This is a genomic window from Oceanobacillus longus (genome assembly GCF_042650085.1).
In the GTDB taxonomy this organism is placed as follows: Bacteria; Bacillota; Bacilli; order Bacillales; family Amphibacillaceae; genus Oceanobacillus; species Oceanobacillus longus.
The window spans coordinates 445099-459907 of record NZ_JBHSAO010000001.1; the positions used below are offsets into that span (position 1 = coordinate 445099).

A 14809-nucleotide genomic window follows, 5' to 3' on the forward strand; every position below is an offset into this window, starting at 1 on the left:
GAAAACATAATGATTGAAATGAAGTGGCTCTACGAAATTAGCCTGGTTATATATGGCTTCAGTTTGATCGGGTATTTTATAGATTTTATTCATAACAACCGGAAGGCAAACAGGTTTGCTTTCTGGTTGCTTAGTATGGTTTTGATTATTCAAACGGTTTTTTTCTTTTTTGAAGTGTTCATTGAGAAGAACTTCCCTGTAGCGACAGTCGTGGATAGTTTACTTTTGTATTCATGGGTACTCATTATTTTTTCATTAATTATCAATAAATTGTTTCCTGTGCGTTTTATTATATTCTTTATTAATGTATTTGGATTCTTTATTCTATTAATGTATGTTGCAGCTAGTGCTGCTAATCGTTTTCCTAATGAAGCAATACAGTTCGTAAACGAAATCCTGGTTGCACATATTACCCTTGCAATCATATCTTATGGTTTTTTTACAATTGCATTTCTTTTTTCCATTATGTATTTGGTTCAATATCATTTGTTAAAAAAGAAAAAAGGGTTAAAATGGATGTGGCGCCTAGGTGATTTAAAGGAACTGGATAACTATAGTTTTAAAGCGGTATCTATAGGGGTACCATTATTATTAATAGCTATTATTTTAGGTTTGGTCTGGGCCTATGTTTCCTCATCCGCATTTTATTGGTTTGATAGTAAGACCATTGGTTCGATTGTTGTGCTGATGGTGTATATTGTTTATTTGATTTTACGGATTGTTAAGGGGTATGAGGGTAAATTTCTCTCCTCTTACAACACCATTGCATTTTTAATTTTGCTGATTAATTTCTTTTTATTCAGCTCGTTATCGAGTTTTCACTTTTAGGAGGATTATATATGCGTAAGATTGTAGTAGGTACTAGAAAAAGTAATTTAGCATTAACTCAAACAGAATGGGTAATTAACCAGCTCAAAGAGGCAGGGGTTAAAAATGAATTTGAAATAAAGAAAATCGTGACGAAAGGGGATCGAATTCTTGATGTTACATTATCAAAAGTAGGCGGTAAAGGTCTTTTTGTAAAAGAGATTGAGCAGGCTATGTATGATAAAGAGATTGACTTTGCTGTACATAGTATGAAAGATATGCCTTCTGAGATGCCACCAGGGCTCATAATTTCTTCCATTCCGATAAGGGAAGATCACCGTGATGCATATATCGCAAACAATAACGTAAAGCTTGCGGACTTACCAAAAGGAGCAATCGTGGGTACGAGCAGTTTACGGCGGGCTGCCCAAATTCTTTCAGAACGCCCTGATGTAGAGATTAAGTGGATCCGCGGCAATATCGAAACGCGAATTCGCAAATTACAGGAAGAAGGCTATGATGCAATCATTCTTGCTGTGTCGGGACTTAAACGTGTTGGGTTGAGTGAAGAATTAATTACGGAATACTTGGAGCCAGAAATATGTGTTCCAGCAGTCGGGCAGGGAGCCTTAGCGATTGAGAGCCGTGAAGATGACGAAGAAATTCGTGGAATTTTAGAAAAGATCAATGATGACTTAACCACACGAACAGTTACAGCAGAAAGAACATTTCTGAATTTACTTGAAGGTGGATGCCAAGTACCAATTGGCGGATATGCTTACCTTGAAGAGAATGATATTGTCCTGACTGCGTTAGTTGGTACTCCTGATGGAAAAACAATCCTAAAAGAAGAGGTACGAGGAAGTGATCCGAAAGCAGTTGGAAAAGAAGCGGCAGACTCTCTGATTAAGCAAGGTGCCAAGGAGATTGTGGATAAGGTAAAAGAGGAGCTAGACAAGTAATGGAACAATCATTGCATGGATACAAAATTCTTATAACAAGGGAAGCGAAGCAGGCAAAAGATCTTGCCGAAAAAGTTATAGCGCTTGATGGTATACCTGTTCAGGTTCCAATACTTAGAATTTCGTGTAAAGATGCAAAAGAAAATCAACAAATATTCTCCAAAATCCAAACCTATAAATGGATTTTTTTCACGAGTGCAAATGGGGTCGATTGTTTCTTTCGACTTACTGAAAAATACCATGTGCATCATCTTAGAAAACATAAATTTGCGACTGTTGGTCATAAAACGGAGAAAGTATTAAATGAGTATGGATATCAATCCTCGTTTATTCCTTCCATCTATAATGCAGAGATCATGGCTGAGGAATTTTTAAATGGATTTAGTGAGGAAGGACCAGCCCTATTAATCCGTGGCAATCGCTCAAGAGATGTTCTTCCTGTGGAATTTTCCAAACAACAGCTAGCCTTTGATTCCATGGAAGTTTATGAGACAGCTGTAAATTATGATGCAAAAGAAAAACTCAATCAAATCCTATCAGAGGACGAAATTGATTTTATTACTTTCACTAGCCCATCCACCGTAGAGGCCTTTGTGGAATTGGCTGAGGCGATTCCTCGGAAGAAGATTGTTTGCATCGGGACAACAACGAAACAACGAGCAGAAGAGCTTGGATTTTCCACGCTCCTTACTCCAGAAGAGTTTACAACAGAAGAAATGCTTTTATCTATAAGTAAATACATAAACAGAAAGGAACGATAACATGTCTGAATCAACTAATTTTAAGCGTCATCGCCGTTTACGTTCATCACTAGCTATGCGTTCCATGGTACGGGAAACACATTTGCGCGCAGAAGATTTTATCTATCCGATGTTTGTCGTTGAAGGAGAAAATGTAAAAAATGAGGTTCCTTCGATGCCCGGTGTATATCAACTTTCCTTTGATTTATTGTTAGATGAGGTAAGAGAAGTATACGAACTAGGAATCAGATCGGTTATATTCTTTGGTGTCATCTTAGATAAAGACGAAATTGGTACAGGAGCGTTTGCTGAGGACGGTATTATTCAAGAGGCAACTCGTTTAGTTAAAAATGAATTCCCTGAATTACTCGTAGTTGCTGATACATGCCTATGTGAATACACCTCACACGGTCACTGTGGCGTTATTCATAACCATGATGTAGATAATGACGAATCATTAAAGTTACTAGCCAAAACGGCTGTATCACAAGCTAAAGCGGGAGCAGATATTATCGCTCCCTCCAATATGATGGACGGTTTTGTCGCTGTCATTCGTAATGCGCTAGATGAGGCTGGATTTTCACATATTCCAATTATGTCTTATGCTGTAAAATATGCTTCCGCTTTTTACGGTCCTTTTCGTGATGCTGCAGATAGTACGCCACAGTTTGGGGACCGGAAAACCTATCAAATGGACCCAGCTAATCGCCTAGAAGCGCTAAGAGAAGCTGAATCAGATGTTGCTGAAGGAGCAGACTTTCTTATCGTAAAACCAGCAATGTCTTATCTTGATATTGTCAGAGAAGTTCGCGACAACTTTAATGTACCAGTAGTCGCGTATAATGTAAGTGGTGAATATGCCATGGTTAAAGCTGCCGCCCAAAACGGCTGGATTGATGAAAAAGCACTTGTGATGGAAAAACTCACCTCCATGAAACGTGCTGGAGCAGATTTGATTATATCCTACTATGCAAAAGATGTTGCTAATTGGCTGAAAGAAAACGAATAAGGGGTGCTAAACTTGAAAAATTTTACTAATTCAATAGATGCATATAAAGAAGCGGTAGATTTAATGCCAGGAGGAGTTAATTCACCGGTACGAGCATTTAAATCCGTTGGAATGTCACCTGTTTTCATGGAGTCTGGAAAGGGTTCAAAAATATATGATATCGACGGTAACGAATATATTGATTACGTATTGAGTTGGGGTCCACTGATTTTAGGTCATTCGGATGATCGTGTAGTACAAAAACTTAAAGCAATTGTAGAAAAAGGTACAAGCTTTGGAGCACCTACGAAACTTGAAAACGAACTTGCTCAGCTTGTAATTGATCGGGTACCTTCGATTGAAATGGTTCGTATGGTTAATTCCGGCACAGAGGCGACGATGAGTGCGATCCGTCTTGCTAGGGGCTATACAGGAAAAGACCTTATCTTAAAATTCGAGGGAAGCTATCATGGACACGGTGATTCATTACTAATTAAGGCTGGTTCTGGTGTCGCTACACTTGGCTTACCGGATAGCCCGGGAGTACCGAAATCCATTGCAAGTAATACCATTACCGTACCTTATAATGATTTGGCAAGTTTAAAAGTTGCTTTTGAAACTTATGGTGAAAATATTGCAGCAGTTATAACGGAACCTGTTTGCGGAAATATGGGTGTTGTACCCCCACAACCTGACTTTTTGAAAGAATTAAGAAAAATCACTGAAGATAATGGAACACTTCTCATTTTTGACGAAGTAATGACAGGTTTCCGTGTTGGTTATAACTGTGCTCAAGGGTATTTTGATATTACACCAGATTTAACGTGTCTTGGGAAAGTTATCGGTGGTGGACTTCCGGTTGGTGCTTATGGTGGGAAGCGTGAAATCATGGAACAAGTGGCACCATCGGGTCCAATCTACCAGGCTGGAACTCTTTCCGGTAATCCGCTAGCAATGACTGCTGGCTTTGAAACCTTATCAGCTTTGACACCAGAATCATACGAAGCAATAAATAAAAAAGTAGATCACCTTGTCGATGGATTCCGTGCTGCCGCAGCGGAATATAGTATTCCATTGCAAATTAACCGTGCAGGGTCAATGGTTGGCGTGTTTTTTACAAATGAAGAAGTAGTCAACTTTGAAAGTGCGAAAACATCAAACCTAGATTACTTTGCACAATATTACCGGACCATGATGGAAGAAGGCGTCTTTCTTCCACCATCGCAATTTGAAGGTTTATTCCTTTCAACAGCACATACCGATGAAGATATAGCTAAGACAATACAAGCAATTCGCACAGCATTCTCTAAAATAGAGAAATAAATACGAATACCTAGCATCCCTCCAAAAGGCGAATCTAGCCACATCATGAGCGAATGCGACTAAAAGCTATTCCATTACTGAAGTACCATCTATTAAGGTGGCACTCAGTAAGGAATAGCTTTTTTCATGCATATCCTCAAGGAACAGGTCATATAGATTATAAAGACATATCGGCATATGGATATATGTTGAAAGGAGGAGGTTTTTTGGCAGGCGATTCCAAGACATTTACCTTTGAACTACAGGAGTCTCTATTTTTTGAAAAGGGACAGGAAGTTGCGGAAATGAGGGGAATTTCTTTAGAACCCGAGATATCGATTCAGCCCTATGATGAATATATCTCAATAAGAGGTATTATTGAATTGCGTGGAGAGTATGAAAAGATTAATTCTAGTGATTCGGAAGATGAATTAATTGATTTTGAAGATTTCCAAGCAAAACGTTATGTGGAAAAAGTTATAGAAGAAAATGGGGTCACTATGTTTTCTCATCGTTTTCCAGTAGAGATTTCAGTTCCACCATACCGTGTTGCTGATCTGGATGAAGTTACAGTCAATATTGAATCCTTTGACTACGAAATTCCAGAATCCAGCCAATTGAAGCTGTATGCATCAATCGAAATCCACGGGATCAACAGTGATGCAGAGAAACCACGGGAGGAAAAAGAAGAAGGAAATACAGAAGAAGTAACAGAAGAAGAAAATACAGAAGAGGTAATGGAAGAATTTGTGAATGATGAGGAAAATTCGTTTGAATTTGAAATCAGGAAACAGAAGGAAGATGTGGAAGAGACAGAAGAAGACGTTGAAGCTACTGAGGTTATTGAAGAAGCGATTGCAATGGAAGATCCTGTTGAGTTAAGTGAGACGGAAGTTACACGTTCCTCAAATGAAGATCCAGATAGATGGAAGGTTAAATCACAGACCTTATCTGAGTTTTTTAATCAATTACCAGAAGAAAATGAGGCATCCAATGTAGAAGAGGAGGTACAGACAGATTCGGTATCGGATGAAACAGACGAATCAATAGAATCAAAAGATGATGATTATGAACAACTATCAGTGGAAGATGCCACTTACTTATCCGACATTTTTAGAAATACAGAGGAAGAAAGTTTCACAAAAATGAAACTTTGTATTGTTCAGGATCAGGATACAATTGAAACGATTGCCCAGCGTTTTTCAATTAGTCCTTTACAATTGATCAAACACAATGATCTGGAGGCTGATTTTGAAGTTCACGAAGGACAGTTATTATATATCCCTGCCAATAATTAGCAGGTTGTAATTCTACCCCTTGTTTATTCTAATTCAGGGGGTAAATTATTTTACAGGTGGTGAAGAAAAAATGCAGGAAATCATAAAAGAAGTCATGCAATCGTACCGGGTATACCCAACAGAAATAGAGGAAATAACAGAACGATTAGTTCGTATAAAGGATGGTCAACGTGATTATGCCTTGAAACGAAGTACGTTGACGAAGGAGAATATACCTGCCTGGCTAAGGGTATATCATATTGCGAACGAAAAAAAACTAGCGGAAATAGCACCTGTCTATGTAACGAGGGATGGGAAACTATATAAGGAAATGGATGAATCTTTTTTTTATCTTACGCCTTGGATTGAATCTCCCAATCGAGCTAATTTAAAAAACGAGATTGAAAATACGATGCAATATCTAGGCCACTTGCATGAAAAGACAAAGACATCACAGCGCATTTCCAAAGATACACTGACACAAAATTTCCTTACATATCAAACGCACTGCGCACAAGTCCCAACAGAACTGAATGCTATTGTTCGTCAATTTGAAGGTAACCGATATTTGTCACCATTTGAATTACTTGTTTGCACACAGTTTAGAGATATAGAATATGCGTCAAAAATGAATAATGATATTATACGTGAATTTCTTGATCCGTCTGATGAAGATTTAACATGGAATCAATGTTTATGTCATGGAAATCTTACACAAGACCACACATTGGGAAGGTATATCATTAATTGGGAAAATGCTCGTTACGATCATCCTGTAATGGATTTGGCAAATTATTTTAGCCATTTGACAGGTAATTATGATCAGCCGCAAAATAAGATAACCGAAGCATTTAAACTATATAAAAACCAAAATGATCTAAATGAGATAGAACTAAAGTTGCTAACGATATACTTACTTAATCCATCTTCTTATTTGACAACGATTCGTGAATACGTGAATAATACATCAAAAAAATCAATGGTAATTCAAATCAGAGAGTTGCAACAACAATACAGAAAACTTATTTTTGCATTGAATTGGAATAAATTCATGAAAGAAGAATATGAAACAATAGCCTTTGAGGATGCTGATCATTAAATCCATTCCAAATAAAACGCTATAAATAATCCGATTAACATTCCCAGCAATAGAATATCAAATGTTGTAGGAATAAATAATGTCCGTATCAGTTGAAAAATCATGATTGGTAATGTAATCCTTTCAAGAACAAAAAGGCAATGTCTTGCCCATGGTGGAAGCTTGTATCGGTAATAACGAGCCACTTCATTCACCCCCTTTAATTCAATATGTGTTCACATACTTCCTTTTTTCAATATACTATGTATAAACAAACCTGATATGTGCAATATGTATAATATTAATAGTTGACGATATCCGCACTTATCGCTAAAATAAGAGGCATACGAACAATTGAACTGATATGAAAAAGCGATGACAGGGAAGAGTACAGAGTAAACGCCTAAAAGAGAGGGAAATCAAGAGCTGAGAATTTCCCAGGCAGGTTGTTCTAGAAGGTCGCCCTCGATGCAGTTTCTTTGAAATTGGAGTAGAAGAAGCCGGAATTTGACCGTTATCAAATCTTGAGTGTGCAGACTTTTTTAGTTTGTAAACAAAGGTGGTACCACGGAAGCTAACCCTTTTCGTCCTTTATTTATAGGATGAAAAGGGTTTTTTTAGTTAGTTAAAATAGGAGGTATACGAATGAATGATCAAGAAAAAACTTCACTTCCATCAAAATACAATCCCCAGGAAGTGGAAAAAGGACGTTATCAGTTTTGGCTGGAGGGAAAATACTTTGAAGCAACCGGTAATCCGGAAAAAGAACCATTCTCCATTGTTATTCCACCACCGAATGTAACCGGGAAACTGCATTTAGGTCATGCATGGGATACCACGATGCAGGATACAATTTCTCGTATGAAACGAATGCAGGGATATGATGTATTATGGCTTCCGGGTATGGACCATGCAGGAATTGCAACACAGGCCAAAGTAGAAGCGAAATTAAAAGAACAGGGTACGAATCGTTATGAATTAGGTCGCGAGAAATTCCTTGAAACGGCATGGGAATGGAAAGAAGAGTACGCAGACTTTATTCGTTCCCAGTGGGAAAAAGTAGGACTTGGTCTCGATTATTCCCGTGAGCGATTTACCTTGGATGATGGCCTCTCAGATGCGGTTAAAGAAGTATTTGTTAAGTTATATGAAAAAGGGCTCATCTATCGTGGGGAGTACATCATTAATTGGGACCCCAAGACAAAAACTGCCTTGTCCGATATTGAAGTTATTTATGAGGAAGTCCAAGGTAAATTTTATCACATGCGTTATCCAATTAAAGACAGCGATGAAACAATTGAAATAGCAACTACGCGCCCAGAAACGATGCTCGGAGATACTGCGATTGCCGTTCATCCAAAAGATGAACGTTATAAGCACTTCGTAGGTAAGACGGTTATTCTGCCAATTATAGGTCGTGAAATAGAAATTGTTGCAGACGAGTATGTGGATATGGAACTCGGTTCAGGTGCTGTAAAAATTACACCTGCACATGATCCGAATGATTTTGAAGTAGGTAATCGGCACGAGTTGGAACGTGTACTCGTTATGAACGAAGACGGTTCAATGAATGAAAATGCTGGAAAATATAATGGACTCGATCGCTTTGAATGCCGTAAGCAAATTGTAAAAGATTTACAAGATATGGATGTGCTTTTTGAAATTGAAGAACGTGTCCATCAGGTAGGACATTCAGAAAGAAGCGGAGCGGTTGTCGAACCGTACCTTTCCACCCAATGGTTTGTAAAAATGGATCCCCTAGCAGAAGCTGCACTTGATTTGCAGCATGGGGAAGATAAAGTTAATTTCATACCGGAACGCTTTGAGAAAACGTATTTTAACTGGATGGACAATATCCGTGACTGGTGTATTTCACGTCAGTTATGGTGGGGGCATCGTATTCCTGCCTGGTATCACAAGGAAACAAAAGAAGTATATGTAGGTAAAGATGCACCAGCAGATATTGAGAATTGGGAGCAGGATGAGGATGTACTGGATACATGGTTCTCATCTGCGTTATGGCCCTTCTCTACAATGGGTTGGCCGGATAAGGAAGCAGAAGATTTTAAACGTTATTTCCCAACGGATGTGCTTGTAACAGGATATGATATCATTTTCTTCTGGGTTGCCCGTATGATATTTCAGTCAAAGGAGTTCACTGGTGAAAAACCATTTAAAGATGTATTGATGCACGGTCTGATTCGTGATGCAGAGGGACGAAAAATGAGTAAGTCACTTGGGAACGGTGTAGATCCTATGGATGTAATCGACAAGTACGGTGCAGATTCTTTACGTTATTTCCTACTGACTGGTTCAACACCCGGACAGGATTTGCGATTTAGCTGGGAAAAGGTAGAGTCTACATGGAACTTTGCTAATAAAGTTTGGAATGCTTCCCGCTTCTCATTGATGAATATGGAAGGCTTCACATATGAAGAGATAGATTTAACTGGAGAACTCTCTTTGGCAGATAAATGGATCCTGACTCGCTTGAATGAAACCATTGAACATGTAACTAAAAATACAAATAAATATGAGTTTGGTGAAGCAGGCCGCCATTTATACAATTTCATCTGGGATGAACTTTGCGACTGGTATATTGAAATGGCAAAACTTCCGCTATATGGAGAAGACGAGGCGAAAAAGAAAACAACGAGATCCGTCCTTGCTTATGTGCTCGATCAAACGATGCGTATGCTTCACCCATACATGCCTTTTATAACGGAGGAAATTTGGCAGCAACTTCCACACGTTGGTACGTCCATTACAGTAGCAAAATGGCCGGAAGTACGCGCTGAATTCCATGATATTACTGCTTCAGAGGAAATGAAACGTTTAGTTTCTATTATCAAATCGGTTCGTAATAGCCGTGCAGAGGTGGATACACCAATGTCGAAACAGATAAAGATGCTGATTCAGGCAGAGAATGAGACGATTGTTCGTGAGCTTGAAGGTAATCGGGAGTATTTAGAACGCTTCTGTAATCCTAGTGAATTAATGATTGCTGAAAAATTGGAAGTACCTGAAAAAGCAATGTCTGCGGTTGTAACCGGTGCAGAAATCTTCCTTCCACTTGAAGGACTGATTGATTTTGATAAAGAAATTACACGTTTAGAGAAAGAATTGACAAAGTGGACAAAAGAAGTGGAACGCGTTCAGAAGAAGCTTTCTAATCAAGGTTTTATCAGCAAAGCACCAGAATCTGTTGTTGATGATGAAAAACGAAAAGAGCAGGATTACATCGATAAGCAAGCTAAAGTGAAAGTACGTTTGGATGAATTAAAAGGATAAAATATACAGTCTGCTCTCTATAAGTTTGTTACTTTTGCTACAAAAGAGAAAAACTGTACCATCTTTTATGTCAATTGCTAGGATTAAATGTAGCAATACTTACGAGAGACAAATGGAAAGGCGGAAATCCTGATTGGGATTTCCGCCTTTCTACAATAAATTTTTTTTAATATGAGAAATATATTTCTCTAAAATATTAACATCATCCGCTGCACTTAATGTTCTGGACCCAACAACATCCTCAATTTCATTCAATAAGAGCTCACCCTCATGACCGATAAGGAAGTCGATACCAACCATGCCAAAATCAAAGGTCTTTATAATTTGATGAATTAGATTCTCTTCTTCTTCATTTAACTTGTAAAGTTGTGCAGACCCCCCTAATTTGTAATTGGCCCTAAAGTCAGTTGAGCTTTCTCGAAGGACAGCAGCAACTATTTCCTTGCCGACAACAAAAACACGAAGATCCTTGCCGAGCTGTACGTCCGAAGATTGTATAATGATGTCTGTTTGAATGCTCATTTTGCAATTCATCCAATCCATTGCGTTTTCAATATAGTATACTTGTTTACCACCTCTGCCACTGACTTCCTTAACGATAAACGGATATGCTAGGGGAGGTGTATCCTGTATACTTTCTCTTTTGCTGTAAATCGTATCCACCATCGGTAAACCGAGCTGATTGATATGATGATGTGTTAAAGCCTTATTATTACAAATGCTGGAAACGATGGAAGAATTAAAGACAGATACTCCCAAAGCTTCCAGGTGCAGATTTAAGAGTGGTTCGATGCTCCTGACAATTGCAAAATCTGGAAGGTCTACGGATTCATTTCTTACCTGAACACATTGCTGATTCTTCACAATGCCAATTGTCATTTCTTCACGAAGAATTAAATTTAAGGCAAGTGCTTGCTTGTTCGCTTCTTCGATAAACCAATCAATATAAGATGAGTTTTGTACGGCATCTTCTTTACTGTAAATTAGCCACCCGGTTTTCATAATAGGACCTCCATAATATAGTCGATAATATAATCAGCAGCGTTAATCCCCGTACAATCAAGGAGGTTTCGTATATGAGCGTTTGAATTAACTTCACAGACAAGTCTTGAATTGTTTTTACCGACCAACAAATCTACTCCGGCAAAATCAGCTTGGATTGCCTTTACTGCAGCAATTGCCAGGTCTGATTCAGCTTTTGATGGGGTATATGTATTCATTGTCCCTCCGGCAGTTACATTGGCACGGAAATCATTGGTGTTTTTTCTTGCCATTGCTGCAACAACTCGATCGCCAACGACTTGAAGACGTAAATCCATGCCGAAACTGGAAGGAATAAACTCTTGAAATAGATAAGGTTTCCCTTGAATTTCTTTTATTTTCATTATAATTTCTTCCATATTCTCAAGCAAATATACCTGTTCACCAAAAGAGCCAAATGCTTCTTTAATAATCAGTGGTTGGCCTAGTTTTTCGATGACCTGTTGCAAAAGTGATGGATCAACATTGCCCTTATAAAAAATCTTTGGTGCAATAATCGTTTTTGGAATCGGCAATTGATTTGCAGCTAAATATTGATAGGTTGCTATTTTGTCATCACTCGTATCAATCGCTTTAGCCGAATTAAAAACACGAACACCTAGTAATTCGAGTTGTCTCGCTAAATATATGTCTTTATCAGCAAATACGACGAAATCTGGCAATTCTTTCTTATAAGGCTCTAATAGATCAAGTTGGTCCTTAGTCAACAGGCTAAGTAGTTCATTGTTTTTATAAATCGTTGTTTCTATACTTTTTGCTGCAGCCGCCTGTTGAATCATTTCTGCATAATCAAGAAATTTATTGCCAGGCAGGTTTCCATTATAGATAATCCATCCATTTTTATTCATTGGCTCCGTTCCTTTCTGCTATACTTACTTTACTTATATTTTGGGGAAGTGGTGGAATTATGTTTACAACCTTTCAGGAAGTTGAATCCTTTTTTGATACTAGAAAATCACTTGGTATTAGGCCTGGATTGGATCGCATCCAGCGACTACTAGGGCTCTTAGGTGATCCACAGAAAGAAATTCAGGCAATCCATGTTGCAGGTACAAATGGCAAAGGGTCAACCGTTCAATATATTAAAAATGCACTGCAGGCAAATGGATATCAGGTGGGGGTTTTCATATCACCAAGCATAACTGGATTAACTGGTCATATCTATTTAAATGATACAGAAATAGGTAATGAAGAGTTTCTTCAACTCTGTAATGAGATTTATCCATATATTAAGCAATTGGATAATGAAAACCTCGCTCCAACCGAATTTGAAATTATTACAGCATTAGGGTTTCTTTATTTCTCACTTAACGGTGATATTGCGCTTATCGAAGCAGGAATGGGTGGCAGAGCAGATACAACGAACTGTTTTCAGCCAATTATATCCATTATAACAAATATAGCAAAAGACCATACAAGATTCCTAGGAGAAACGATAGCTGAAATAGCATATCAGAAAGCTGGGATTATTAAAAGGAATGCACCTGTCATTACTGGGGAGCTGGATAGAGAGGCAGAATCGGTCATTGAATTAGAAGCAGAGAAAAGAAAAACAGGTGTATATAAGTTGGATGAAGATTTCTTTTATAGAAGGGAGAAGCATCAACAATTTATATGGAAAGGCAACCACGTACAAATAGAAACAAGACTAAATATGGTCGGTGAACATCAAGCAAAAAACGCATCGATTGCTTTAATGGCACTGGAACTACTTTCAGACAAAGGGTATTCTATTTCGTTTTCAAAAGCAGGGGATGCAATTGCAGCTACACGATTGGCTGGGAGATTTGAGTTGGTTAGCAACGAGCCTATCATTATATTGGATGGGGCTCATAATCCGGATGGAATGGCTGCTTTTTTATCAACTGTTGAGGAAAATTTCCCTCATACGTATAAGCATATTTTATTTGCTGCATTTAAAGATAAAGATCTCGAATTGATGCTTGAGCAAATTGAAAACAAGTTCGCATCCATAACATTTACAAGCTTTCCTCATCCCCGTGCTGCCCAAACCGAGCAATTATTTAGTTCATCGTCAGACGTAAATAAACGTATCCATGATAATTGGATCGAGGCAGTTGATGAAATAATAAAGAAGGAATCTGGTTATTATTTTATTACTGGTTCTTTAAATTTCATTTTCCTTGTTCGAACCTATATTTTAGCGATTAAATAGGTTAGGGGAATTACAGGAAATATGTAGAACGATTTTTTCTGAGCTTGTCATTATTCGTCTTACTTTTTAAAATCTGTGTGCTAGAGTTTAAACATATTAGCGGGCACAGGAGGCGATTATCGTGGACAAAAACAAAGCAATCTTAGTAGAGAAAAACGGGAAACAACTGAAGTACAAACTGAATGATAGAAGCAATTCATCCGCAGAAAAAGAATTCGCGGCTGCCCTTGATGACTCTGATGACACTATCCCTGTTTTAACAGGGCTTCATAAATCAAAAAAAGCTGGCAGTAAAATGAGGAAAAATAAATATCAGTATTTTAAACCTATTATATTCGCTATCGGTTCAGCAATCATAGTTGGTTCTATCCTCGGCTTTGTGATGTTACGCTTATTTGTAGATGTGGAAGCAGATATGGTTGGACAAACGTTAAATAATAATCCGTCTACCGCAGTAACCGAGAATAAAGAAACGACAACAACTTCTTCTATAAACCTTGAACCATTGCAGGCGCACATTCTGCAGGTTGGTCTCTTTTCTGAGAAAGTAAATGCTGAAGAATGGGCATCTATTTATAACGCTAAAGGGCTACCAACGATGACTTGGGAGCGGGATAATCAGTTTTTTCTTATTGCTGGTGCGGCGAATACAAAGGAAGATGCTAAATTTCTAGCTGATGAATTAAAACTGGATAATTCTGTTGATATATTTGTGAAGGAATGGACGACGATAAATGGGGAAATTGAGCTTACGGAAGAAGAGGAAAACTGGATGGAACTATTTCGCAGTTTGTGGCAGGATACATTAAACAACTTGAATGAACAGAATACGTTTCCCACTGAAAAATGGACGAATCTTTTAGAACAAAAACCTGATGAGTCAACTAAATTAACTCCACTTCTATCTTCCATAAGTGAGTCTGGTGGAGATGGAGATCACCTTCAACTTTTGGAGTGGATGTATTTCTATGAGCAATTATTAGAATAGGTATTGGTCAGAAACAGGTAATTTAAAAATTACCTGTTTTTTAATTTTGCTGTAATGAACACCTATTAAAAGGCATTTCTCTCTAGGAGATTTTTAGATTGTTGATGCTAATATAATAGTCATAACTCTATTTTAGCTATTTGTTGCTCTCTTAAGAAG

13 protein-coding genes and 1 other annotated feature are annotated in these 14809 nt (G+C 38.0%); of the genes, 10 read left to right on the forward strand and 3 right to left on the reverse strand.

Features of this window, described 5'->3' with window-relative positions:
* Positions 1-9 precede the first annotated feature (9 nt).
* The 7 genes from ccsA (at position 10) to ysxE (ending at position 7175) form a co-directional block, all read left to right on the forward strand.
* The gene (gene ccsA / locus ACFOUV_RS02200) at positions 10-828 is read left to right on the forward strand and encodes a cytochrome c biogenesis protein CcsA (protein ID WP_379495130.1); all 819 of its coding nucleotides are present in this window, start codon (positions 10-12) and stop codon (positions 826-828) included.
* Between the two features lie 11 nt (positions 829-839).
* Positions 840-1769, forward strand: a complete 930-nt coding sequence (gene hemC, locus ACFOUV_RS02205; RefSeq protein ID WP_379495131.1) for a hydroxymethylbilane synthase — start codon at positions 840-842, stop codon at positions 1767-1769.
* Positions 1769-2530, forward strand: a complete 762-nt coding sequence (locus ACFOUV_RS02210) for a uroporphyrinogen-III synthase (protein ID WP_379495132.1) — start codon at positions 1769-1771, stop codon at positions 2528-2530. Before hemC ends, ACFOUV_RS02210 begins: the two co-directional genes overlap by 1 nt.
* 1 nt (position 2531) lies before the next feature.
* Complete coding sequence (hemB, locus tag ACFOUV_RS02215; protein ID WP_379495133.1) at positions 2532-3518, forward strand: porphobilinogen synthase; 987 nt, start codon at positions 2532-2534, stop codon at positions 3516-3518.
* Positions 3519-3530: 12 nt separating this feature from the next.
* Complete coding sequence (gene hemL, locus ACFOUV_RS02220; RefSeq protein WP_379495134.1) at positions 3531-4820, forward strand: glutamate-1-semialdehyde 2,1-aminomutase; 1290 nt, start codon at positions 3531-3533, stop codon at positions 4818-4820.
* Positions 4821-5026: 206 nt separating this feature from the next.
* On the forward strand, positions 5027-6097 hold the full coding sequence (gene spoVID / locus ACFOUV_RS02225) for a stage VI sporulation protein D (RefSeq protein ID WP_379495135.1): 1071 nt from the start codon (positions 5027-5029) through the stop codon (positions 6095-6097).
* A 70-nt stretch (positions 6098-6167) separates the two neighbouring features.
* A complete protein-coding gene (gene ysxE, locus ACFOUV_RS02230; protein ID WP_379495136.1) occupies positions 6168-7175 on the forward strand; it encodes a spore coat protein YsxE in 1008 nt (335 codons plus the stop codon).
* Here the strand turns inward: ysxE and ACFOUV_RS02235 are convergent.
* Positions 7172-7360: a hypothetical protein gene (locus ACFOUV_RS02235; RefSeq protein ID WP_379495137.1), complete on the reverse strand. Its 189-nt coding sequence runs from the start codon at positions 7358-7360 to the stop codon at positions 7172-7174. The genes ysxE and ACFOUV_RS02235 overlap by 4 nt on opposite strands.
* Positions 7361-7520: 160 nt before the next feature.
* Positions 7521-7749 (forward strand) — a binding site (T-box leader).
* 50 nt (positions 7750-7799) lie between these two features.
* Between ACFOUV_RS02235 and ACFOUV_RS02240 the strand changes: the two genes are divergently transcribed.
* Positions 7800-10445, forward strand: coding sequence for a valine--tRNA ligase (locus ACFOUV_RS02240; RefSeq protein ID WP_379495138.1), 2646 nt, complete (start codon positions 7800-7802; stop codon positions 10443-10445).
* Positions 10446-10595: 150 nt separating this feature from the next.
* Here the strand turns inward: ACFOUV_RS02240 and ACFOUV_RS02245 are convergent, their stop codons facing one another.
* Both ACFOUV_RS02245 and ACFOUV_RS02250 read right to left on the reverse strand, forming a co-directional pair.
* Positions 10596-11447: an ATP-grasp domain-containing protein gene (locus ACFOUV_RS02245; RefSeq protein WP_379495139.1), complete on the reverse strand. Its 852-nt coding sequence runs from the start codon at positions 11445-11447 to the stop codon at positions 10596-10598.
* The gene (locus ACFOUV_RS02250) at positions 11444-12334 is read right to left on the reverse strand and encodes an ATP-grasp domain-containing protein (protein WP_379495140.1); all 891 of its coding nucleotides are present in this window, start codon (positions 12332-12334) and stop codon (positions 11444-11446) included. Before ACFOUV_RS02250 ends, ACFOUV_RS02245 begins: the two co-directional genes overlap by 4 nt.
* A gap of 59 nt (positions 12335-12393) precedes the next feature.
* Here ACFOUV_RS02250 and ACFOUV_RS02255 point away from each other — a divergent pair, with 59 nt between their 5' ends.
* Positions 12394-13662, forward strand: a complete 1269-nt coding sequence (locus tag ACFOUV_RS02255; protein WP_379495141.1) for a bifunctional folylpolyglutamate synthase/dihydrofolate synthase — start codon at positions 12394-12396, stop codon at positions 13660-13662.
* A 121-nt stretch (positions 13663-13783) separates the two neighbouring features.
* Positions 13784-14650, forward strand: coding sequence for a hypothetical protein (locus ACFOUV_RS02260; protein WP_379495142.1), 867 nt, complete (start codon positions 13784-13786; stop codon positions 14648-14650).
* Positions 14651-14809: the final 159 nt, after the last annotated feature.